The sequence below is a fragment of the Streptococcus pacificus genome (genome assembly GCF_016481305.1).
Taxonomy (GTDB): Bacteria; Bacillota; Bacilli; order Lactobacillales; family Streptococcaceae; genus Streptococcus; species Streptococcus pacificus.
In genome coordinates this window covers 23,659-44,959 of the sequence record NZ_JAENBO010000002.1, presented here as the reverse complement: position 1 = coordinate 44,959, position 21,301 = coordinate 23,659, and the positions used below count along the sequence as shown (strand labels likewise).

Here is a 21,301-nt window from a genome sequence, read left to right as displayed (position 1 = left end):
TATTGTTTGGAAGGAGAAATAGATGTTTTACTTAATAATTGCTATTTTGATTGTTTTGTATTACCTATTTGTCGCTTCCAAGACAATAAAAAACACTATGAATATGATTATGATAGTTGCGATTATTTCTTTTGCTGTCTTTGTCATAGGAATGGGTGCGATTAAACTAATCGAATCACCGCCAGAAGTCTATGTGATTTTAGGCATGCTGGTCGCTGGTTTTTACATTGTAAAAGATGTGGTTAAATTGTCAAATAAAATAGAAACAAAAGATAGCCAATAGCTATCTTTTTAATCTGCTTAATAAAAGCAATAAACAAACCTTTTTACCATCTAATAACGGTTGAAAAAGTGGCTGATTAAAGGTAAAATAGAAACAACGTCAAGAACGAATGGGAAAGAAAAATGAAACAACTATCGCAATTTAATAATCAGAAAGTTTTAGTCTTGGGCTTAGCCCGATCAGGAGCAGCAGCAGCACGATTACTCACTAAATTGGGAGCAATAGTGACTGTTAATGATGCTAAACCACTTGAAGATAATCCTGGTGCTAAATCTCTTTTAGCTGAAGGTATTAGAGTGATTTGTGGTCATCACCCGCTAGAATTATTGGATGAAGAATTTAGCTTTATCGTCAAAAACCCTGGCATTCCTTATAGCAACCCTATGCTCCAATTAGCTATGTCTAAAGAGATTCCTATCTATACTGAGGTTGAGCTTGCTTATTTAATTTCAGAAGCACCAATTGTTGGTATTACTGGTTCTAACGGTAAAACAACCACAACAACAATGATTGAAAATGTTTTAAATGCTAGTGGAGTAGCTGCCCATCTTGCTGGGAATATTGGCTTTCCAGCCAGTGAAGTGGCACAATCTGTTTCAAAAAATGATGTTTTAGTCATGGAATTGTCTAGCTTTCAATTGATGGGAATTGAAGCTTTTAAACCACATATTGCTGTTATCACTAATATTATGCCTACCCATATCGATTATCATGGGTCATTTGATAACTATGTTAAGGCTAAATGGGCAATTCAGCAAAAAATGACCGCTTCTGATTTTCTCGTTATTAATGTTAACCAAGACTTGTTAAAAACATTAGCAAGTACTACTAAAGCAACCTTAGTCCCATTTTCGACTGAAGAAGTAGTGGACGGGGCTTATCTGAAAGAGGGTAATCTTTATTATCGTCAGGAAAAGATTATGTCGGTTGATCAGTTAGGTGTCCCTGGCTTACATAATATCGAAAATGCTTTGGCGACCATTGCTGTTGCAAAATTATTTGAGGTCTCTAATCAAACAATTGTGAACGTTTTATCTCATTTTGGTGGGGTAAAGCACCGTTTACAGTCCATTGGTAGCATCGAAGGCGTTTCTTTCTTCAATGACAGTAAATCGACCAATATTTTGGCGACACAAAAGGCTCTTTCTGGTTTTAATAATGAAAATGTTTTACTTATTGCTGGTGGATTAGATCGCGGGAATGAATTTGATGAATTAGTTGAAGATATCAAAGGCTTAAAAGTCATGATTCTTATTGGACAATCAGCTCCTCGTATGATAAAGGCTGCGCAAAAGGCTAATGTGCCTTATCTTCAAGCTAAAGATGTCAAAGAGGCAACACGGTTAGCTTTTAAGACAGCCTCTAAAGGAGATACGATTTTACTAAGCCCCGCTAATGCTAGTTGGGATATGTATGATAATTTTGAGGTGCGTGGCGATGAATTTATTGCGACCTTCAATGAGTTAAAAGGAGTTTGAGATGGCTAAAGGGAAAATTGTTTTAACCGGTGGTGGCACTGTTGGTCATGTGACTTTGAATTTATTATTAATTCCAAAACTGATTGAAGATGGTTTTGAAGTACACTATATTGGTGATAAACATGGTGTTGAATTTGAACAACTTCAAGCGTTTAAAGAATCAGTGACCTTCCATAGTATTTCAACGGGGAAACTACGCCGGTATTTTTCTTGGCAAAATCTTGCTGATTTTTTCAAAGTTTTCTTTGGGATTCTACAATCTATTTTTATTTTAATGACACTAAAACCGAAAGCCTTGTTTTCTAAAGGAGGCTTTGTTTCAGTCCCTCCTGTCATTGCATCTAAACTTATCGGCATTCCTATCTATGTTCATGAATCTGATTTGTCAATGGGACTTGCCAATAAAATTGCCTATAAACTGGCTACTTTGATGTATACGACTTTCGAACAAGAACATCATTCTCCAAAGTTAAAACATGTTGGGGCGATTACGAAGATTTCTCAAACACCACCTCAAGTGAGTCCACTTTTGACAGAAGTAAAGGAACACTTCAGTTCTGACTTAAAGACGATTTTATTTATCGGAGGTTCTGCAGGAGCTAAAGTGTTTAATAATTTCATCTCTACCCATCAAAAAGAACTGACAAAACGCTACAACATCATTAACATCTCAGGGGATAAGGCATTAAATCAATTGCGTCCGAACCTTTACCGTGTTGACTATGTGACTGACACCTATGAAGGTTTGATGGCAATGGCGGATCTTGTTGTGACAAGAGGTGGGTCCAACACTATTTTTGAGCTATTAGCTATGAAAAAGCCTCACCTCATCGTTCCTCTTGGGAAAGAGGCCAGTCGTGGTGACCAATTAGAAAATGCTGCTTATTTTGAAAATAAAGGCTACGCCCTACAATTAGCAGAAAATCAACTGACAGAACAAAGTTTTTATGAACAAGTTGAATTTATCCTAAGCCATCAAGAAAATTTTGTAAAGACGATGGCAAATAGCAAAGAAACCACCTCGTTAGAGGAATTTTATCAGATTTTAATGAAAGACATATCAGAAAAAAACTAAAGGAAAATTAGATGTCAAATAAAAAAGAAACCCCTAAAAAAGAGGACGTTTTAACAGAGTGGCAGAAAAAAAATCTTGAATTTCAAAAGCGTAAACAAGAAAAAGAACGATTGGAAAAAGAAAAACAAGAAAAAGAACTTCAAAAAAAGAAGGAAGAAATAGAAAAAGCCAAATTAAAACGACAAAAAGAAAAAGAAGTAGAAGAGGAATCTTCTGATAATGGGGAGGAAAAAGAGCTCTCTGAGGAAGCACTTGGAGAAGAATTATCTGAAGTCTCTGATGAAAAAGAAATAGCTGATGAGAAAGAAATCTCTCTTGAAAATGATGAGTCTCCTATAGAAGATGAGGCTATTGAGGAAGAAAAAAAGAGTTTACTTCCTAGTCTAAAAAAAGAAGACAAGCTAGATAAGAGTGGTGAAAAATCTAATAAAGCCCATCCTAGAAAAGCTTTTGTTTTAGATGAGAAAATAAAAAAAGCCCTTCCTATTTTAGTTGGCTTTTCGCTTTTATTACTCTTCTCAATTTTCATGAGCACACCTTACAGCAAGCAAAAGCAGATTTCGGTGGCTGGTATGACTTATAGCAATGAAGAAACGATTTATGCCACTTCTGGGATCAAAGATAGCGATTATATATTTTCTTTAATCACCAACAAAAAACAATATGAAAAAGCTGTCGTTAAAGGTAACCCTTGGGTTAAAAGTGCTAATATTAGTTACCAATTTCCAAATCGATTTACCATTACTGTTTCAGAATATCGTATCGTTGCTTATCAGCAATTAGAGTCAGGCTATCAACCAGTGATAGAGACAGGTGAGATAATGCCAACAATTACAAAAGCTCAAATGCCCGAGCAGTTCTTGTTGGTTAACCTAGTTCAAAAAGAAGACGTTTCCTTACTTGTCAAAGAATTAATGAAATTAGATAAGGAACTTGTGGATAACATCGAGTCCATTCAATTAGCAAACTCAAAAACTACCAAAGATTTACTTGATGTCAAGATGCGAGATGGTAATAAAGTAAGAGTTCCTCTATCTCAATTAGATGTTAAAATGCCGTTATACAATGATATTGCTAAACAAGTTCCAGTTGGTAGTATTATTGATATGGAAGTTGGCGTTTATGCGACAAGTGACAATTTGGAAGCACTCTCTGATCAAGTTAAAGCTGACAATATTGCTAAAAAAGAAGAAGAGAAGGCTGCCGCTGAAGCTGAAGAAAAAGCTAATGAGGAAGAACTTAATAACGAAGTTAGTCAAGAAGAGCCTGTACCTGAAGAACCAGTTCAGACTGTCGAACCAATTGATCCAACTATTAGTGAATAATAAAAAGACCACTAGATGGTATGCACTCCAAGCGCTAGATTTTCTGTCTAACGCTTGGATTTTTTTTTGAAATAAAATAATCATTATAAAATCAAGTCAGTGATGTAGTATTTGAAGGTAGTATAGGTTTGTTTTTTTGAAATTTGCTTAGTGGCAGAATTGACTTGTATTATAGTTCTCCAAAAAGAAAAGTGTTTAAAGATGCTATTGACTTAGTTTTGGGACTTTGCGACTTCAAGTTGACGTTTTAAAAAAAGATAGGTATAATTGAATTGATTGTAATTATTGTTAGCTCATTAAGGAGATTAATAATGATAATTATGGAAGATTTGACCGTATCATACGACGGAAACAATCTTGCTTTAGAACATCTCTCATTAACGATTGATAAAACAGGCATTATTGGGATTATTGGTCCTAATGGTGCTGGCAAATCAACAATGATGAAGGCGATGTTGAATCTTGTAGAACATGGAGGGCATACCAAACTAGACGGACAAGATAGTGGGCAAGTTTTAAAGAAAATAGCTTATGTTGAGCAAAAAAGTCAAATTGATCTCAGTTTCCCAATGACTGTTAAAGAATGTGTCTCACTTGGGTTATATAAGAAAATAGGATTATTCAAATACCTTTCTAAATCAGATTGGCAAGCAGTCGAAGTTGCTCTTAAACAAGTGGGATTAGAAGAATTTTCAGATAGACCAATTAACAGTCTTTCTGGAGGACAATTCCAAAGAATGTTGATTGCAAGATGTCTGATTCAAAAAGCTGATTACATCTTTTTAGACGAACCATTTGTTGGGATCGATTCTGTCAGTGAGAGTATCATCGTTGATATCCTCAAGATGTTAAAAGAGGAAGGTAAGACCATTTTAGTAGTTCATCATGATTTGAGTAAGGTTCATCAATATTTTGATCAACTCATCATACTTGATCGCAAATTGATTGCATATGGCGATGTTGAGGCTGTCTATTCTATGTCAAACCTTAAAGAAGCTTATGGGGAATCAATTATTGTAGAAGGCGAGGTGAAACCATGATTGAAAATTTTATTAATGGTTTGCAATCCTATCACTTTTTACAAAATGCTTTGGTGACAGCGATTGTAGTAGGTATTGTTTCAGGGGCAGTTGGGTGTTTTATTATTTTAAGATCCATGTCGCTCATGGGCGATGCCATCTCACATGCTGTACTACCGGGTGTTGCGATGTCCTATATTTTAGGAGTTAATTTCTTTTTAGGCGCTACAATTTTTGGACTTTTAGCATCAATTATTATCACCTTTGTAAAGGAAAATAGTTCTCTCAAAGGAGATACAGCTATCGGGATAACATTTAGTGCCTTTTTAGCATTAGGCGTTATTCTTGTTAGTGTTGCCAAAAGTTCAACCGACCTTTTTCACATCCTTTTTGGGAATATCTTGGCTGTCCAAGATAGTGATAAGTGGTTAACAATTCTGATTTCTGGTATTGTTTTACTAGTCATCATCGTCTTTTTCAAGGAATTACAACTAACTTCATTTGACCCTGTGTTTGCAAAATCAACAGGTGTGAATGTACAGTTCTACCACTACCTTTTGATGATTTGTTTGACCTTAGTAGCCGTAACAGCTATGCAAAGTGTTGGAACCATCCTCATTGTTGCCATGCTGATTACTCCTGCTGCAACTGCGTATCTGTATACGAATAGGCTAAAATACATGCTGATACTATCTTCGACGATAGGAGCTGTCGCTTCAGTTTTAGGTATCTTTTTAGGATATACCTTTAATATTGCCGTCGGCTCATGTATTGTCTTGACTTCCGCAGTGATTTTCATTATTTCTTTCTTTATTTCTCCAAAACAACAAATTTTTAGAAAGAGAAGAAGTTAACGTGATAAATAAAAAATTTTTAGGCTTCTTAGGAGCCTTAGTTGCAATTGTACTTTTAGTAGGATGTTCAACTAGCAAAAAAGCTGATGAAGCAGCTGATACTAATGAAAAAATTAGTGTAGTTGTAACCAACTCAATCTTAGCTGATATGACTAAGAACATTGCTGGAGATCTTGTAGACCTTCATAGTATTGTTCCAATTGGTCAAGATCCACATGAATATGAGCCTTTATCAGAAGATGTTCGTAAAACAACTGATGCAGATCTTATTTTTTACAATGGTATCAATCTTGAAACAGGTGGAAACGCATGGTTCACAAAATTGATTGAAAATGCTGGTAAAAAAGAAAATGAAGATTATTTTGCAGCCAGTGATGGTGTCGAAATCATTTATCTTGAGGGAGAAAACGAAGAAGGAAAAGAAGATCCTCATGCTTGGTTAAGTCTTGAAAATGGTATCATCTACGCTAAGAATATCGGTAAACACCTCATGGAAAAAGATCCAGCCAATAAGGATGCTTACCAAAAAAATCTAGATGCTTATGTTGAAAAATTAGAAGCATTAGATAAAAAAGCAAAATCTGCTTTTGATGCTATTCCAGAAGATCGTAAGTTGATTGTTACAAGTGAAGGTGCTTTCAAGTACTTCTCAAAAGCTTACAACGTTCCATCAGCTTACATCTGGGAAATCAACACTGAAGAAGAAGGAACACCTGAACAAATTACTACATTAGTAGATAAATTAAGATCAACAGACCTTAAGGCTCTCTTTGTTGAAAGTTCAGTTGACCGTCGTCCAATGGAAACTGTGTCTAAAGACACAAATATCCCAATCTACGCTGAAATCTTCACAGACTCTGTGGCTGAAGAAGGTGAAGATGGGGATTCATACTATGCGATGATGGAATGGAACCTTAACAAAATTGCTGAAGGTTTAGGACAATAAGAAATAAGAAACAAAAAATAAAGAAAATAAAGGTTAATACATAATTACAATACCTTTAAAAAGCGCTAGCCATTGCTAACGCTTTTTTTAGTGTCTGTTAATGCTTAAAAGTATAGTCTTTTGTAATCTCAATGTTTTTAATCACAATTTCTTCTTGAGGTTTATCCTTATCATCAGTTGGCACAGATGCGATATTATCTACCACATCCATCCCTTCAATCACCTGACCAAAAACAGTGTACTGGAAATCTAAACTAGGATTGCCGCCGTTTGAGTAGGCTTGAATAATTTTTTTCGGAAAATATCTTGGGTCCAGTTTTGACGTTTGGTCAAAAGTGTTTTGGTTGATAAAAAATTGACTGCCGTTAGTATCAGGTCCAGCGTTAGCCATAGCAAGAGCACCACGGATATTATAGAGGTAATCAGATGGTTCGTTGACAAAACCGTTACCAGCATCAATGTTCTCATCCTTACCTTGCCAAATGGACTCCCCACCAGTCCCATCTCCTTTAGGGTCACCTGTTTGAATCATGAAATTATCAATCACTCGGTGGAAAATGACACCATCATAGTAGCCTTCTTTGGCATGTGTTAAAAAGTTTTCAACGGCTAAAGGGGCTAGTTCTGGAAAGAGTTTAATTGTGATATCACCCTTAGAAGTGACAATCTTAACAGCTGCTTCATTGTCAGCAATCGTTGTTGATAGCTGCGGGAAATCAGCCTTGTTGAGCATTTCAAGTCTCTCTGTAGCTGGATCTTTTTGCGTTGTTTCTTGAGTTTCTTTTGTCTCACTGCTACAACCGGCTAAAAAAAGTAGTAAAGCAAGAGCTAGAAGAATAATTTTTTTCATGGGAACTCCTTCAAATGATAATGTATTATTTTTTATTTTACCATATTTATCTGATATTACCTAAAACTTAAAAACATGTTATAATAAAAGCATGGCTAAATCGAAAAATTCAGGAAAAACAAGAGCAAAAAAACGTTATGTGACAAAAGCAGAAAAAGAAAAACAAGCGGCCACCAAACGCTTACTATTAGCGCTTGGGATGAAGATTGTTCTCTTTTTTGCGATTTTTAAATTAGGACCGTTTGGGACGACGATTTACAATGTCATCCGTTTTTTATTTGGTAGCCTAGCCTACCTCGTTATTTTTTCATATCTTATTTATCTATATGCTTTCAAATGGATTCGTCAAAAAGACGGTCTTTTAGGAGGCTTTATCATGCTACTCATGGGGCTTCTTTTAGAATGGCATGCTTATTTCTTTTCACTGTCAATCATGAGAGGCAAGGAGATTTTTGCTGGGACAATGAAAGTCATCGTTGATGATTTAATGGCTTTTCAGGTCAAATCATTCACTGGTGGTGGCATGGTTGGTGCCCTTTTATACAAACCCATTTCTTTTTTATTCTCAAACATTGGTAGTTTCTTCATAGGAGCCCTCTTTATCTTATTAGGGTTATTCTTAATGACACCTTGGAATATTAGAGATATTACTGAATTTGTCAAAGAGATGGCTCAAAAAATGAAAGCCAGAAATGAACGAAAAAGACAAGAACGCTTTCTCAAACAAGAAGAAAAGAAACGCATAGAAGAAGAAAAAGCTCTTGCTGCCATTGAAGTGGCAGAAGAAGACTTAGATGATGCAACGTTTTCTAGTGAAGGTGCGGTTTTAGGAGCTCAGGATAAGTTTTTTGAACCAAAAAGCTATCGAGAGCCTGAAATTGTAGGCTATGTTGCAGATGAGGAAGAAGAAATCACCTATGACCTAGATGATGATCTTAAAGAAGAAGTTCCTCTAGAGGATGATGAAACGCCAATAGATGTTGATTTCACTCCGAAAAAAACGCTCCATTATCAGTTACCAACCATCGATTTATTTGATACCGACAAACCAAAAAACCAGACACGTGAGAAAAAACTAGTTCGTGACAACATCAAAGTCTTAGAAGCAACATTTGCTAGCTTTGGCATTAAAGTTGTTGTCGAAAGAGCAGAGATAGGCCCTTCTGTGACTAAATATGAGGTCAAACCGGCCATTGGTGTTCGTGTCAATCGCATTTCTAACTTGGCTGATGACTTGGCACTTGCTTTAGCTGCAAAAGACGTTCGTATTGAGGCACCAATTCCAGGGAAGTCCTTGGTGGGAATTGAGGTGCCAAACTCAGAAGTGGCAACAGTTTCCTTTAGAGAACTTTGGGAGCAGTCAAAAACAGATCCAGAAAAACTGCTTGAAGTACCGCTTGGAAAAGCTGTTAATGGCACTAGTCGCTCCTTTAACCTAGCACGGATGCCGCACCTGCTCGTTGCCGGTTCAACTGGTTCTGGGAAGTCGGTTGCTATTAATGGCATTATCGCAAGTATCTTGATGAAAGCCAGACCAGACCAGGTAAAAATGATGATGATTGATCCAAAGATGGTTGAATTATCCGTCTACAATGATATTCCTCATCTTTTGATTCCTGTGGTGACCAATCCTAGAAAAGCTAGTAAGGCACTTCAAAAAGTCGTTGATGAAATGGAAAACCGCTATGAGCTCTTTAGCCGAATCGGTGTCAGAAATATTGCAGGTTATAATGCAAAAGTAGCAGAATATAACCTCGCTTCAGAAGTGAAACAAATACCACTACCCCTCCTTGTTGTTATCGTTGACGAATTGGCTGACTTGATGATGGTGGCCAGTAAAGAAGTTGAAGATGCGATTATTCGCTTGGGCCAAAAAGCTAGGGCAGCAGGGATTCACATGATTCTTGCCACACAACGCCCAAGTGTTGACGTTATTAGTGGTTTGATTAAAGCCAATGTCCCTAGCCGAATCGCCTTTGCGGTATCAAGTGGAACAGATAGCCGTACGATTTTAGATGAAAATGGGGCAGAAAAACTCCTTGGTCGAGGCGACATGCTCTTTAAACCCATTGATGAAAACCATCCTGTTCGCTTGCAAGGCTCATTTATCTCTGATGATGAGGTGGAAAGAATTGTTGACTTCATCAAAAAACAAGCTGACGCAGATTATGACGAAAGCTTTGATCCAGGCGAGGTCTCAGAAAATGACACCTCAAGTGACGGTTCATCAAGTGAAGGCGACCCTCTTTTTGAAGAAGCCAAAGCGTTGATTATTGAGTCACAAAAAGCCAGTGCTTCCATGTTACAAAGACGCCTATCCGTAGGCTTTAACCGAGCAACACGCTTAATGGAAGAACTAGAAGAAGCAGGCGTCATCGGTCCAGCCGAAGGCACCAAACCACGAAAAGTATTACAAGGGAAATAAAAGGGTGGGATGAAAATTTGTCCCTCTCTTTTTAAAAAGTTTGGTGAAAGAAGAGAGAGAAAATAATGGCAAGCAAACATAAAAATTATGAAGTGTTGAACCTAATTGGTTATGGTTTAGCTAAGTTTAATATGGCATTTGTTCAAGAGTTTGGTTTTAACACAAAGACTGATTTTTATCGCTATTTTGTTGATTTAAAATTAGTAGCGACAAGTGGTGTTGTCAAGAATCGTATGGATTTATTTGACCCATACTTTGACAATGGTAGACGTGGTTGGTGGCAAAAAGCGGATGTTTATCGTCACCGAAAAGAGTTGATTGATAGTTTATTTGGTCAAGCAAATGCTAAAGAATTTGCTGATATTGTTAAATTATATCTTAAGGAGAATTATCACCTCTCTACTATAACTGTCATTGACAAACCTATCATTTCATCACGCTTTAAGAGATTACAAGAAACAGGCCTTGAAGCAGAACTTTATTTCATGAGTCATTATAAAGAGCAAACCCTTTTTAGAAAAGGGATATTAGAAGATGCTAGATTATATGGTGATGGTTATGATTTTCAAATAAGTGTTGGTAATAACCATTATTTGTCCGAAGTGAAAGGAATTAGAGCAAAACATGGTACTTTTAGAATGACAGAAAAAGAATATGAAAAAGCAAAACAATATAGAAAAAATTATGTTATTTCCTTAGTAACCAATCTAGATGAATCACCCAAAATACTCTTAATTGATAATCCAATACATCATTTGGAATTCAAAAAATTAACAAAAGAACCCAAACCAATAGTAGAATACCATCTCGTTGATAACATTTAAGCACAAATCACAATCCCATCATTTTTAAATGATAGGGATTTTTTATAGCAAATTCTTAAAGTCTACGTCAAAACTGATAAGTATTGGAAATTTTGATTCGCACTTGTCATTACTGTCTTGTTAACATTAAAAATCAGGATGGAAGTAAGCGTTTTCTATTTAATCTCTCTTTAAAGATAAAAGTCTGTACTTTTATCATGAAAATCCCAGTGTTTATTGGACTTTAAAAGATTTTTTTCCTATAATGAATTTATAAAAGCATTTTAAATTTAGAAGGAGGACTAATCTATGTCATTAGTCGGAAAACAAATGGTTGAATTTACATCAACCGCTTATAAAGATGGGAAATTTATCACTATAACAGATAAAGATGTGAAAGGGAAATGGGCTATTTTTTGCTTCTACCCTGCAGATTTCTCTTTTGTTTGCCCTACTGAGTTAGGTGATTTGCAAGAACAGTATGCCACCTTACAATCTTTAGGGGTTGAGGTGTATTCTGTGTCAACAGATACTCATTTTGTACACAAGGCTTGGCATGATGATTCTGATGTTGTTGGAAAAATTACTTATGCCATGATTGGCGATCCATCACATGAATTATCAAATGGATTTGATGTATTAGGTGAAGATGGTCTTGCTCAACGTGGGACATTTATCATTGATCCAGATGGCGTTATTCAAATGATGGAAATCAATGCTGGTGGTATTGGCCGTGATGCTAGTACTTTAATTGATAAGGTTCGCGCAGCACAATATGTGAGAAAACATCCAAATGAAGTTTGTCCTGCAAAATGGAAAGAAGGGGATGAAACCCTAGCTCCTAGCATTGACTTAGTTGGTAAAATATAAGGAGACGGGCTTATGGCTTTAGATGCAGGTATTAAAGATCAATTAGCACAGTATCTTGCCCTACTAGAGTCGGATATTGTCTTTCAAGCACATTTATCAGATGATGACAATTCTTCAAAGGTCAAAGAATTTCTTAATGACATTATTGGGATGTCAGATCGTATTAGTTTTGAAGAAAGAAAACTCAATCGTCTCCCAAGTTTTCGCATAGCTAAAAAAGGGGAAGAAAGTGGCGTTGAATTTGCTGGTCTTCCTTTAGGTCATGAGTTCACATCGTTTATACTGGCTTTACTACAAGTTTCTGGTCGTCCACCAAAAATTGAACAGGAAGTGGTTGATCGCATTAAGAAAATCGATAAAGACCTACACTTTGAAACTTATGTTAGTTTATCCTGTCACAATTGTCCAGATGTTGTACAAGCACTAAACATTATGTCGGTTCTCAACCCAAACATTTCACACGTTATGGTAGAAGGTGGCATGTTTAAAGATGAGATTGAAGCAAAAGGAATTATGGCTGTCCCAACTGTTTATTTAAATGGTGAGGAATTAACATCTGGTCGTAATACGATTGAGCAACTGTTAGACTTGGTGACAGCACCTTTATCAATGGAAAACTTTTCTGACAAAGGTCTGTATGATGTTTTAGTTGTTGGTGGTGGCCCAGCAGGAAACAGTGCGGCAATCTATGCAGCAAGAAAAGGGATTAAAACGGGTCTTTTAGCGGAAACTTTTGGTGGTCAAGTATTAGAGACCGTTGGGATTGAAAATATGATTGGGACAACTTATACGGAAGGGTCTCAATTGATGGCCCAAGTAGAAGCGCACACCAAATCCTACGATGTTGATATTATGAAATCTCAACGAGCGGTTTCTTTGAAACGCTCAGATGTTGTTGAAATAGAGTTGGCAAATGGTGCTGTTCTAAAATCAAAAACGGTTATTCTATCACTGGGTGCAAAATGGCGAAATATTAATGTTCCTGGTGAAGAAAAATTCCGCAATAAAGGTGTGACTTACTGTCCACACTGTGACGGCCCTTTATTTACAGATAAAAATGTGGCTGTGATTGGTGGTGGGAACTCAGGATTAGAGGCAGCCATTGATTTAGCTGGTCTCGCTAGTCATGTTTATGTTTTAGAATTTTTACCAGAGTTAAAAGCTGATAAGATTTTGCAAGATCGTGCGTCAAAACTAGATAATGTAACCATCATCAAAAATGTGACGACAAAAGAAATTGTTGGAGATAGCCATGTTACTGGACTCATTTATGTTGACAGAGAAACCAACCAAGAAACAAGGTTAGATTTGGAAGGAGTATTTGTTCAGATTGGATTAGTCCCAAATACAGAATGGTTAAAAGATAGTGGTATTGTTTTAACTGATAGAGGGGAAATAGAAGTGGATAACCACGGTTCAACCAACATAGCTGGTGTATTTGCTGCCGGTGATTGTACTAATTCCGCCTACAAACAAATCATTATCTCAATGGGTTCTGGTGCAACAGCTGCACTTGGTGCCTTTGATTATTTGATCAGACAATAAAGCAATTTAAAAATCGTTTAATAGAATAGATTTCAAATGAAGACAAGCTCTTTTATGAGTTTGTCTTTTTTTAGTCAAGACAAGCATCAAAAGGATGATAAGAAAAGTGTCACACATTAATAAAATGTTTCTGTTTATGTCTTTTCTTTTTGCGTGTTATAATAGTCTTATCAAAAGTAAAGGAGTTTGTTATGACTAAGGTGAAATATGGTGTTGTATCAACTGCTCAGGTGGCACCTCGTTTTATTGAGGGCGTAAGGCTCGCTGGAAATGGTGAGGTGATAGCAGTATCAAGTCGTTCACTTGAATCAGCGCAGGCTTTTGCTAGTAAACATGGGATTCCTAGGGCTTATGGGAGTCTTGACGAAATGTTAAAAGACCCTGATATTGATGTTATTTATGTTGCCAATGTCAATCAAGCACACTATCCCACAGCCAAAGAAGCACTCCTTGCAGGAAAACACGTTTTGGTTGAAAAACCTTTCACACTTACCTATAAGCAAGCTGTTGAACTGTTTGATTTAGCGCATGAGAACAAACTTTTCTTGATGGAAGCTCAAAAATCGGTGTTTATCCCAATGACTCAAGCAATCAAAAAGACTGTTGCTTCAGGTACGATTGGGCAGGTTGTCTCTGTTTCTTCGGTTACTGCCTATGATAATATCGACCATGTCACTTGGTTTAGAGATTTAGCTCTTGGAGGTGGGACAGTGCATTTTATGGTACCCTATGCCCTATCTTACTTGCAGTATATCTTTGATGCGACGATTACTTCATTTAGCGGTGTCGCAAGTTTTCCTGATGGTCAAAGTGATAGCCAATCAAAAATCCTGCTAAAACTGTCCAATGATGTTTTGGTGAATGTCTATCTAACCACACATGTTAAATTACCACATGAAATGGTCATTGTTGGTACTAAAGGTCGTATTGAAATCCCTCATTTTTGGAAGGCAACCCATGCCAGATTGATAAGAGAAGACGATAGTCATGAGATTATTGAAGCGGGCATGCAAAGTGATTTTGAAGCAGAAGCTTATCATGTCAGTCAAATGATTCTAGAAGAGCAAACAACAAGTTCAGTGATGACAAAAGAATTGACCTTATCTGGCATTAAAATCATTGAAGAGCTTTATCGTTCTTGGGGAAAATAAGGATTTAAGAAATTACCTATCAGCAAACAAAAAAGCATCTCATCTCCGTTGCAGAGATGGATGCTTTTGTTATCGTTTTATCTAAAGAAAAATAGCGACAACAGTAGCAAGGTAAAATAAAAAGGTTAGGATAAATCCAGCGCGCCAAAAGAATTTAAAGAAGCGACGATAGTGGAATTCTTTTTTAGAACGTAGTAGCCAAATCGTTAATCCGATAGCAAGAAGTGACATTACAATCAGATAGTAAAAAATAAAACTATGTGTAAAAAAGTTCTTAGACACCAGATAAATTTCTCCAACAAAAAGAGGGAGAGAGAGGTCTGCTAAGTTAATCTTATATTTACTAAGTCCCAACAACTTCACTACAATAAATGAGAAAATGGGTGTTATTATAATAAAAAGTACTGCCATTAATTTGTATATCATCATGTTTCTATTTTAGCGTTAATCGCTTTAATTGTAAATGACAAAATCAAAAATAATGATGCTCAGGGATAGAAGAATAAGTGATAAGCGTCTCATCTCATTTTTTTAGCATTCTTGAGAAAAAATAGGAAAAATATCTTGCTTTTTCTTGATTTTAAGATATAATAGTAAGGTATGCTATATTAGCATAACTGTGGGAGGTAAAAATCTTAATTACCGAAAGAACCACAACAGGAGGATTTTAAAATGGCGAAAAAAGTCGAAAAAATTGTCAAACTTCAAATTCCTGCTGGTAAAGCGACACCAGCACCACCAGTTGGACCAGCACTTGGTCAAGCAGGAATTAACATTATGGGATTCACAAAAGAGTTTAACGCTCGTACAGCTGATCAAGCTGGTATGATTATCCCTGTTGTTATCTCAGTTTATGAAGATAAATCATTTGATTTCATTACCAAAACACCACCAGCTGCTGTTCTTTTGAAAAAAGCTGCAGGTGTTGAAAAAGGTTCTGGAACACCTAACAAAACTAAAGTGGCAACAGTTACTCGTGCACAAGTACAAGAAATTGCTGAAACTAAAATGCCAGATTTGAACGCTGCAAACATTGAGTCTGCAATGCGTATGATTGAAGGTACTGCTCGTTCTATGGGATTCAACGTTACTGATTAATCGTAACCCCATTACCCGCAAGACTTCATCATAATTGGATGAGTGACGTGGGAGATTTTAAATCGATAATACCACATTACAAGGAGAATTTTAAAATGGCTAAAAAAAGCAAACAATTACGTGCTGCTCTTGAAAAAATTGACAGCACAAAAGCTTACAGCGTTGAAGAAGCTGTAGCACTTGCAAAAGAAACTAACTTCGCAAAATTTGACGCTTCAGTTGAAGTGGCATATAACCTTAACATTGACGTTAAAAAAGCTGACCAACAAATTCGTGGCGCTATGGTTTTACCTAATGGAACTGGTAAAACATCTCGCGTTCTTGTTTTTGCGCGTGGTCCTAAAGCTGAAGAAGCAAAAGCTGCTGGTGCAGATTTTGTTGGTGAAGACGACCTTGTGGCAAAAATTCAAGGTGGTTGGTTAGAGTTTGATGTTGTTATTGCAACACCAGACATGATGGCAGTTGTTGGACGTCTAGGACGTGTTCTTGGACCTCGTAACCTTATGCCAAACCCTAAAACAGGTACTGTAACAATGGATGTTGCTAAAGCTGTTGAAGAGTCTAAAGGTGGAAAAATTACTTACCGTGCTGATAAAGCAGGTAACGTTCAAGCACTTATCGGTAAAGTATCATTTGACTCAGAAAAATTAGTGGAAAACTTTAAAGCTTTCCATGACACAATTGTTAAAGCTAAACCAGCAACCTCTAAAGGGACTTATATTGAAAACCTTTCAATTACAACAACTCAAGGTGTTGGTATCAAAGTTGATACAAGCTCACTTTAATCATCAAAACACTTGCTTTTGGCAAGTGTTTTTTTCATGACAATGACAGATAAGAAATAACTGCAACTTCAATTTGCTATTTTCCTGTCTTTCTCTATAGATTTAACTATCTAAAAAATATAAAATATGATAAAATAGTACAGATAAAGTAAGGAGTAGTGATATGGTTAAACCTAAATATAAACGTGTGTTGATAAAATTATCCGGTGAAGCTTTAGCTGGTGAAAGAGGGGTTGGGATTGATTTGCCAACCGTTCAGAAGATGGCTAAGGAAATTCAAGAAGTTCACTCAGAAGGTATTGATATTGCACTTGTTATTGGTGGTGGGAACTTATGGCGTGGTGAACCAGCGGCAAGAGCGGGGATGGACCGTGTATCAGCGGATTATACTGGCATGCTTGGAACAGTCATGAATGCCTTAGTGATGGCTGATAGTTTAAAACAATATGGTGTAGAAACTCGTGTACAAACAGCTATCAATATGCAACAAATTGCTGAACCTTATATTAGGGGACGTGCCCTTAGACATTTAGAAAAAAATCGAATCGTCATTTTTGCGGCAGGAACAGGATCTCCTTATTTCTCAACCGACACAACAGCAGCTCTAAGAGCAGTAGAAATCGAAGCTGATGCCATTTTAATGGCAAAGAATGGCGTTGATGGTGTCTACAATGATGATCCTAGAAAAAATGCCGATGCCTTCAAATTTGACGAATTAACTCATATTGAAGTCTTAAAACAAGGGCTTAAGATTATGGATTCAACCGCAAGCTCACTATCAATGGACAATGATATCGATTTAGTTGTCTTTAATCTAAATCAACCAGGAAATATCAAACGCGTTGTTTACGGAGAACCTATCGGAACAACTGTATCAAACAAACATCAATAATAACTTTTATTTAAGGAGAGAAATAATGACAAACGCTATTATTACTAAAGCAAACGAGAGATTTGAACAATCATTTCAAGCGCTTGGTCGTGAGTATGCTAGTATTCGTGCTGGCCGTGCCAATGCAAGCTTACTTGATCGTATTCAAGTGGAATACTATGGTGCAATGACACCACTCAATCAAATGGCTTCAATTACTGTACCAGAAGCACGTGTGCTACTCATTACACCTTTTGACAAATCCATTTTAAAAGAAATCGAACGTAGCATTAATGCGAGTGATATCGGCATTACTCCTCAATCAGATGGTAGCGTTGTTCGTCTCGTTATTCCAGCGTTAACAGAAGATAAACGTAAAGAATTAGCCAAGGAAGTGAAAAAAGTTGGTGAAAATGCTAAAATAGCGATTAGAAATATCCGTCGTGATGCTATGGATGAGGCTAAAAAACAAGAAAAGAATAAAGAAATCACAGAAGATGAGTTAAAAACGCTAGAAAAAGATATTCAAAAAGCAACAGACGATGCCATTAAACATATCGATCAGATGACAGCAGAAAAAGAAAAAGAGTTGCTTGAAGTCTAAGTCAAAGGGATTTGCAAGCAAATCCCTTTTTCCTATCGTTTAATCATCCCTATTAAAAAGAAATGTGTTTAACACTAAACACGAGGTAAAAAAATGAACGAATTACTTGCTACTAGACTGACAGGTCTTGTGACAGATGCCAATGAGAATTTCTATTTTGTCCAAAAAGAAGGGGTGACTTTTGCTCTTTCTAAATCAGAAGGAGAACACCAGCTTGGTGAAATGGTGACTGGATTTTCATACACTGATAAACATCAAAAAATGCGACTAACGACAAAACCCATTGAAGCCACCCGAAATCATTATGGTTGGGGGATTGTAACTGCCGTTAGAAAAGATTTGGGCGTTTTTGTTGATACCGGTCTTCCAGATAAAGAAGTTGTTGTTTCTCTTGATATCTTGCCAGAACTAAAACAACTATGGCCACAAAAAGGTGATCAATTATTAGTTGCTTTAGACGTTGATTCTAAAGGACGTATTTGGGCGCAACCAGCGCAACCTGAAGTTTTTCAAAAACTAGCGGGTCGTGCCTATGACAATATGCATAACCAACAATTAAGAGCGATTGTTTATCGTTTGAAATTGTCCGGCACCTTTGTCTACTTGCCTGATAATAATATGCTTGGTTTTATTCATCCTAGTGAAAGATATACCGAACCAAGACTTGGGCAAGAATTAAGTGTTCGTGTCATTGGCTACCGTGAGATCGATCAAACATTGAACCTTTCTTTGAAACCACGTTCTTTTGAAATGCTTGAAAATGATGCACAGATGATTCTCACCTATCTGGAAAGTAATGGCGGTTTTATGACCTTAAATGATAAATCATCCCCAGAAGAGATTAAAACAACCTTTGGTATTTCCAAAGGCCAATTTAAAAAAGCCCTAGGTGGTTTGATGAAAGCTAAAAAGATTAAGCAAGACACGACAGGTGTGACCTTAATCACTCCAAAATCCTAAAATTTATGACGTGATAAAAAGTCATTTTATCTAGTCGAATGACAACTATACTTTCCAGAAAGGACTATCATGAGAAAAAGTTTTTACACTTGGCTAATGACTCAAAGAAACCCCAAAAGCAATGCCCCTTTAGCCATTTTAGCTGATTATGTTTTCGAAGAACCAGATTTTCCCAAGCAAACAAGTGATTTTGATCGTATTAGTCGTTTTTTGGAAGAAGACGCTAGCTTTAGCTTCCCTTTAAATGAATTTGATCAGATTTGGGAAGACTACCTCAATCATTAAGAAGATTGAAACATCCATTATTTAACTGGTATGGACTAGCTAAGACATTTGTTAGGTATTTTGTTGTGTTTATTATATAATGAAGAAAAGAGTTTAAATTAAAGGAGACACTTTTTGCAAGATTATTCTATTGATATTACTTTAAACCATCCAGATGATTTGTTTAGCCTGTTTGGTAGTAATGAACGTCATTTAAAACTCATCGAAAAAGAATTAGATGTGACCATCCACGCTCGCATTGAAAACATTCAAATTATTGGTGAAAAAGAAGCGGTAGAATTAGCCCGTCTAGTCATAGAAGCCCTGTTAATTCTTGTCGGTCGAGGGATGTTAATCAACACACCAGATGTGGTAACGGCCCTTTCTATGGCTCGAAATAAGGAAATTAATAAGTTTGTCGCTCTCTATGAAGAAGAGATTGTTAAAGACAATTCTGGCAAGCCCATTCGTGTTAAAACCTTAGGTCAAAAAGAATATGTTGATGCCATCAAGTCGCATGATGTTGTTTTTGGAATAGGTCCAGCAGGGACAGGAAAAACCTTTTTGGCAGTTACACTAGCAGTGACGGCATTAAAGCGTGGTCAAATCAAGCGCATTATTTTAACACGTCCTGCTGTTGAAGCTGGAGAAAGCCTTGGTTTTTTACCAGGGGACTTAAAAGAAAAGGTTGATCCTTATCTTCGTCCAGTTTACGATGCTCTTTATCAGATTTTAGGAAAAGAGCAGACCAATCGTTTGATGGAGCGTGAGATTATTGAAATCGCGCCTTTGGCTTATATGCGTGGACGGACGTTAGATGATGCCTTTGTGATTCTTGATGAGGCTCAAAACACTACAATCATGCAAATGAAGATGTTTTTAACTCGTCTAGGTTTTAACTCCAAGATGATTGTTAACGGCGATATCAGTCAGATTGATTTGCCCAAAAATGTGACCTCAGGTTTGATTGATGCTAGAGAAAAATTAAAAAACATCAAGGCTATTGATTTTGTTCACCTCTCTGCTAAAGACGTGGTGAGACATCCCGTTGTGGCTGAAATTATCAATGCTTACGAACCTAATGACACAAACTAAAAATAATTTTTAAAAATAAGAGCAGCCCTTGCTGCTTTTTTATATGTAAGAAGCAATAATGCTTGGTCTATGGTATAATGAAAGTATCATAAAGTGAAAGAAGAAAAATATGTATATAGAGATGGTTGACGAGACAAATACAGTCTCTGACGTGATTAAGAAGCAAACTCTTGATTTGCTTAATTTAGCAGCTGAGAAAATTAATAAAACAGATAAGGAAATGGCTGTTACTTTTGTGACCAATGAACGTAGCCATGAGTTAAATCGTTATTATCGAGATACCGATAGACCGACCGATGTGATTAGTCTAGAATATAAACCAGAAGATGACATCTCATTTTCAGAGGATGATTTGGCAGAAAATCCAGACCTATCTGAGTTACTTCTAGAAATGAATGCTTATATTGGTGAGCTCTTTATCTCGATAGATAAAGCTAAAGAACAGGCCCAAGACTATGGTCATAGTTATGAGCGAGAAATGGGCTTTTTGGTAGTCCACGGGTTTTTACACATCAACGGATATGATCACTATACCCCTGAAGAAGAAAAAGAAATGTTCACGCTACAAGAGGAGATATTGACTGCTTATGGCCTCACGAGATAAGAAAACAAAGAAAAAATGGAAAAACCAAACCCTAATAGCAAGTCTTGAATTTGCTTTGACAGGTATTTTTACGGCCTTTAAAGAAGAACGAAACATGAAAAAGCATTTTTTATCTGCTCTTTTAGCTTCTCTTGCAGGCCTTTTTTTCCAATTATCAGCTATTGAATGGTTATTGCTATTGTTGAGTATCTTTTTAGTGATTTCTTTTGAGGTATTAAACTCTGCTATTGAAAATGTGGTCGATTTAGCTAGTGACTATCACTTTTCAATGTTAGCTAAAAATGCCAAAGATATGGCAGCAGGAGCTGTTTTACTGGTCTCTTTTTATGCAGTAATCACAGGTCTCGTTATTTTTGTTCCAAAAATTTGGAACCTTATTTTTGATTGAGTATTGGA

General features: G+C 36.6%; 23 protein-coding genes. 21 read left to right on the top strand and 2 right to left on the bottom strand.

Features of this window, described 5'->3' with window-relative positions:
• Window positions 1-22 precede the first annotated feature (22 nt).
• From JHK62_RS03380 to JHK62_RS03350, 7 genes are all read left to right on the top strand, one after another.
• A complete protein-coding gene (locus JHK62_RS03380; protein ID WP_199575289.1) occupies window positions 23-283 on the top strand; it encodes a DUF3165 family protein in 261 nt (86 codons plus the stop codon).
• A 122-nt stretch (window positions 284-405) separates the two neighbouring features.
• Complete coding sequence (gene murD, locus JHK62_RS03375) at window positions 406-1,761, top strand: UDP-N-acetylmuramoyl-L-alanine--D-glutamate ligase (protein WP_199575288.1); 1,356 nt, start codon at window positions 406-408, stop codon at window positions 1,759-1,761.
• A 1-nt stretch (window position 1,762) separates the two neighbouring features.
• Window positions 1,763-2,836 (top strand): UDP-N-acetylglucosamine--N-acetylmuramyl-(pentapeptide) pyrophosphoryl-undecaprenol N-acetylglucosamine transferase, encoded by a 1,074-nt coding sequence (locus JHK62_RS03370; protein ID WP_199575287.1) that lies wholly within the window; start codon window positions 1,763-1,765, stop codon window positions 2,834-2,836.
• A gap of 11 nt (window positions 2,837-2,847) precedes the next feature.
• Window positions 2,848-4,161 (top strand): cell division protein FtsQ/DivIB, encoded by a 1,314-nt coding sequence (locus JHK62_RS03365; RefSeq protein WP_199575286.1) that lies wholly within the window; start codon window positions 2,848-2,850, stop codon window positions 4,159-4,161.
• A gap of 311 nt (window positions 4,162-4,472) precedes the next feature.
• Entirely contained in the window at window positions 4,473-5,201 is a 729-nt protein-coding gene (locus JHK62_RS03360) for a metal ABC transporter ATP-binding protein (RefSeq protein WP_199575285.1), read from the top strand.
• The gene (locus JHK62_RS03355) at window positions 5,198-6,034 is read left to right on the top strand and encodes a metal ABC transporter permease (RefSeq protein ID WP_199575284.1); all 837 of its coding nucleotides are present in this window, start codon (window positions 5,198-5,200) and stop codon (window positions 6,032-6,034) included. The genes JHK62_RS03360 and JHK62_RS03355 overlap by 4 nt, the downstream gene beginning before the upstream one ends.
• A 1-nt stretch (window position 6,035) precedes the next feature.
• Complete coding sequence (locus tag JHK62_RS03350) at window positions 6,036-6,980, top strand: metal ABC transporter substrate-binding lipoprotein (protein ID WP_425507443.1); 945 nt, start codon at window positions 6,036-6,038, stop codon at window positions 6,978-6,980.
• A gap of 97 nt (window positions 6,981-7,077) precedes the next feature.
• Here the strand turns inward: JHK62_RS03350 and JHK62_RS03345 are convergent, their stop codons facing one another.
• Complete coding sequence (locus JHK62_RS03345) at window positions 7,078-7,830, bottom strand: peptidylprolyl isomerase (protein ID WP_199575283.1); 753 nt, start codon at window positions 7,828-7,830, stop codon at window positions 7,078-7,080.
• Window positions 7,831-7,921: 91 nt separating this feature from the next.
• Between JHK62_RS03345 and JHK62_RS03340 the strand changes: the two genes are divergently transcribed.
• The 5 genes from JHK62_RS03340 to JHK62_RS03320 all read left to right on the top strand — a co-directional run bounded on the left by JHK62_RS03340 (window position 7,922) and on the right by JHK62_RS03320 (window position 14,624).
• On the top strand, window positions 7,922-10,255 hold the full coding sequence (locus JHK62_RS03340) for an FtsK/SpoIIIE family DNA translocase (protein ID WP_199575282.1): 2,334 nt from the start codon (window positions 7,922-7,924) through the stop codon (window positions 10,253-10,255).
• A gap of 65 nt (window positions 10,256-10,320) precedes the next feature.
• Window positions 10,321-11,079, top strand: coding sequence for a protein NO VEIN domain-containing protein (locus JHK62_RS03335; RefSeq protein WP_199575281.1), 759 nt, complete (start codon window positions 10,321-10,323; stop codon window positions 11,077-11,079).
• 288 nt (window positions 11,080-11,367) lie between these two features.
• A complete protein-coding gene (gene ahpC / locus JHK62_RS03330) occupies window positions 11,368-11,928 on the top strand; it encodes an alkyl hydroperoxide reductase subunit C (protein WP_199575280.1) in 561 nt (186 codons plus the stop codon).
• A 12-nt stretch (window positions 11,929-11,940) separates the two neighbouring features.
• Window positions 11,941-13,473 carry an alkyl hydroperoxide reductase subunit F gene (gene ahpF / locus JHK62_RS03325; RefSeq protein ID WP_199575279.1) on the top strand — a complete coding sequence of 511 codons (1,533 nt, stop codon included), beginning with the start codon at window positions 11,941-11,943 and terminating at the stop codon, window positions 13,471-13,473.
• A gap of 191 nt (window positions 13,474-13,664) precedes the next feature.
• Window positions 13,665-14,624, top strand: a complete 960-nt coding sequence (locus tag JHK62_RS03320) for a Gfo/Idh/MocA family protein (protein WP_199575278.1) — start codon at window positions 13,665-13,667, stop codon at window positions 14,622-14,624.
• Window positions 14,625-14,705: 81 nt separating this feature from the next.
• Here the strand turns inward: JHK62_RS03320 and JHK62_RS03315 are convergent, their stop codons facing one another.
• A complete protein-coding gene (locus JHK62_RS03315) occupies window positions 14,706-15,053 on the bottom strand; it encodes a DUF3397 domain-containing protein (RefSeq protein ID WP_199575277.1) in 348 nt (115 codons plus the stop codon).
• Window positions 15,054-15,296: 243 nt separating this feature from the next.
• Here JHK62_RS03315 and rplK point away from each other — a divergent pair, with 243 nt between their 5' ends.
• From rplK to JHK62_RS03270, 9 genes are all read left to right on the top strand, one after another.
• Window positions 15,297-15,722, top strand: coding sequence for a 50S ribosomal protein L11 (gene rplK / locus JHK62_RS03310; protein ID WP_199567805.1), 426 nt, complete (start codon window positions 15,297-15,299; stop codon window positions 15,720-15,722).
• 95 nt (window positions 15,723-15,817) lie between these two features.
• Window positions 15,818-16,507, top strand: a complete 690-nt coding sequence (gene rplA, locus JHK62_RS03305) for a 50S ribosomal protein L1 (protein ID WP_199575276.1) — start codon at window positions 15,818-15,820, stop codon at window positions 16,505-16,507.
• A gap of 163 nt (window positions 16,508-16,670) precedes the next feature.
• A complete protein-coding gene (gene pyrH, locus JHK62_RS03300; RefSeq protein ID WP_199575275.1) occupies window positions 16,671-17,399 on the top strand; it encodes a UMP kinase in 729 nt (242 codons plus the stop codon).
• A 25-nt stretch (window positions 17,400-17,424) separates the two neighbouring features.
• Entirely contained in the window at window positions 17,425-17,982 is a 558-nt protein-coding gene (gene frr, locus JHK62_RS03295; protein ID WP_199575274.1) for a ribosome recycling factor, read from the top strand.
• Between the two features lie 93 nt (window positions 17,983-18,075).
• Window positions 18,076-18,942 carry a CvfB family protein gene (locus tag JHK62_RS03290; RefSeq protein WP_199575273.1) on the top strand — a complete coding sequence of 289 codons (867 nt, stop codon included), beginning with the start codon at window positions 18,076-18,078 and terminating at the stop codon, window positions 18,940-18,942.
• A gap of 69 nt (window positions 18,943-19,011) precedes the next feature.
• Entirely contained in the window at window positions 19,012-19,227 is a 216-nt protein-coding gene (locus JHK62_RS03285) for a YozE family protein (protein ID WP_199575272.1), read from the top strand.
• A gap of 114 nt (window positions 19,228-19,341) precedes the next feature.
• Entirely contained in the window at window positions 19,342-20,301 is a 960-nt protein-coding gene (locus JHK62_RS03280; RefSeq protein ID WP_199575271.1) for a PhoH family protein, read from the top strand.
• A 109-nt stretch (window positions 20,302-20,410) separates the two neighbouring features.
• A complete protein-coding gene (gene ybeY, locus JHK62_RS03275) occupies window positions 20,411-20,905 on the top strand; it encodes an rRNA maturation RNase YbeY (protein WP_199575270.1) in 495 nt (164 codons plus the stop codon).
• Window positions 20,889-21,293 (top strand): diacylglycerol kinase family protein, encoded by a 405-nt coding sequence (locus JHK62_RS03270; RefSeq protein ID WP_199575269.1) that lies wholly within the window; start codon window positions 20,889-20,891, stop codon window positions 21,291-21,293. The genes ybeY and JHK62_RS03270 overlap by 17 nt, the downstream gene beginning before the upstream one ends.
• Window positions 21,294-21,301: the final 8 nt, after the last annotated feature.

What these genes read in the sequence shown, in the direction of transcription:
- JHK62_RS03380 (WP_199575289.1), top strand. Translation starts at nt 23, where the DNA reads ATGTTTTACTTAATAATTGCTATTTTGATTGTTTTGTATTACCTATTT.
- murD (WP_199575288.1), top strand. Translation starts at nt 406, where the DNA reads ATGAAACAACTATCGCAATTTAATAATCAGAAAGTTTTAGTCTTGGGC.
- JHK62_RS03370 (WP_199575287.1), top strand. Translation starts at nt 1,763, where the DNA reads ATGGCTAAAGGGAAAATTGTTTTAACCGGTGGTGGCACTGTTGGTCAT.
- JHK62_RS03365 (WP_199575286.1), top strand. Translation starts at nt 2,848, where the DNA reads ATGTCAAATAAAAAAGAAACCCCTAAAAAAGAGGACGTTTTAACAGAG.
- JHK62_RS03360 (WP_199575285.1), top strand. Translation starts at nt 4,473, where the DNA reads ATGATAATTATGGAAGATTTGACCGTATCATACGACGGAAACAATCTT.
- JHK62_RS03355 (WP_199575284.1), top strand. Translation starts at nt 5,198, where the DNA reads ATGATTGAAAATTTTATTAATGGTTTGCAATCCTATCACTTTTTACAA.
- JHK62_RS03345 (WP_199575283.1), bottom strand. Translation starts at nt 7,830, where the DNA reads ATGAAAAAAATTATTCTTCTAGCTCTTGCTTTACTACTTTTTTTAGCC.
- JHK62_RS03340 (WP_199575282.1), top strand. Translation starts at nt 7,922, where the DNA reads ATGGCTAAATCGAAAAATTCAGGAAAAACAAGAGCAAAAAAACGTTAT.
- JHK62_RS03335 (WP_199575281.1), top strand. Translation starts at nt 10,321, where the DNA reads ATGGCAAGCAAACATAAAAATTATGAAGTGTTGAACCTAATTGGTTAT.
- ahpC (WP_199575280.1), top strand. Translation starts at nt 11,368, where the DNA reads ATGTCATTAGTCGGAAAACAAATGGTTGAATTTACATCAACCGCTTAT.
- ahpF (WP_199575279.1), top strand. Translation starts at nt 11,941, where the DNA reads ATGGCTTTAGATGCAGGTATTAAAGATCAATTAGCACAGTATCTTGCC.
- JHK62_RS03320 (WP_199575278.1), top strand. Translation starts at nt 13,665, where the DNA reads ATGACTAAGGTGAAATATGGTGTTGTATCAACTGCTCAGGTGGCACCT.
- JHK62_RS03315 (WP_199575277.1), bottom strand. Translation starts at nt 15,053, where the DNA reads ATGATGATATACAAATTAATGGCAGTACTTTTTATTATAATAACACCC.
- rplK (WP_199567805.1), top strand. Translation starts at nt 15,297, where the DNA reads ATGGCGAAAAAAGTCGAAAAAATTGTCAAACTTCAAATTCCTGCTGGT.
- rplA (WP_199575276.1), top strand. Translation starts at nt 15,818, where the DNA reads ATGGCTAAAAAAAGCAAACAATTACGTGCTGCTCTTGAAAAAATTGAC.
- pyrH (WP_199575275.1), top strand. Translation starts at nt 16,671, where the DNA reads ATGGTTAAACCTAAATATAAACGTGTGTTGATAAAATTATCCGGTGAA.
- frr (WP_199575274.1), top strand. Translation starts at nt 17,425, where the DNA reads ATGACAAACGCTATTATTACTAAAGCAAACGAGAGATTTGAACAATCA.
- JHK62_RS03290 (WP_199575273.1), top strand. Translation starts at nt 18,076, where the DNA reads ATGAACGAATTACTTGCTACTAGACTGACAGGTCTTGTGACAGATGCC.
- JHK62_RS03285 (WP_199575272.1), top strand. Translation starts at nt 19,012, where the DNA reads ATGAGAAAAAGTTTTTACACTTGGCTAATGACTCAAAGAAACCCCAAA.
- ybeY (WP_199575270.1), top strand. Translation starts at nt 20,411, where the DNA reads ATGTATATAGAGATGGTTGACGAGACAAATACAGTCTCTGACGTGATT.
- JHK62_RS03270 (WP_199575269.1), top strand. Translation starts at nt 20,889, where the DNA reads ATGGCCTCACGAGATAAGAAAACAAAGAAAAAATGGAAAAACCAAACC.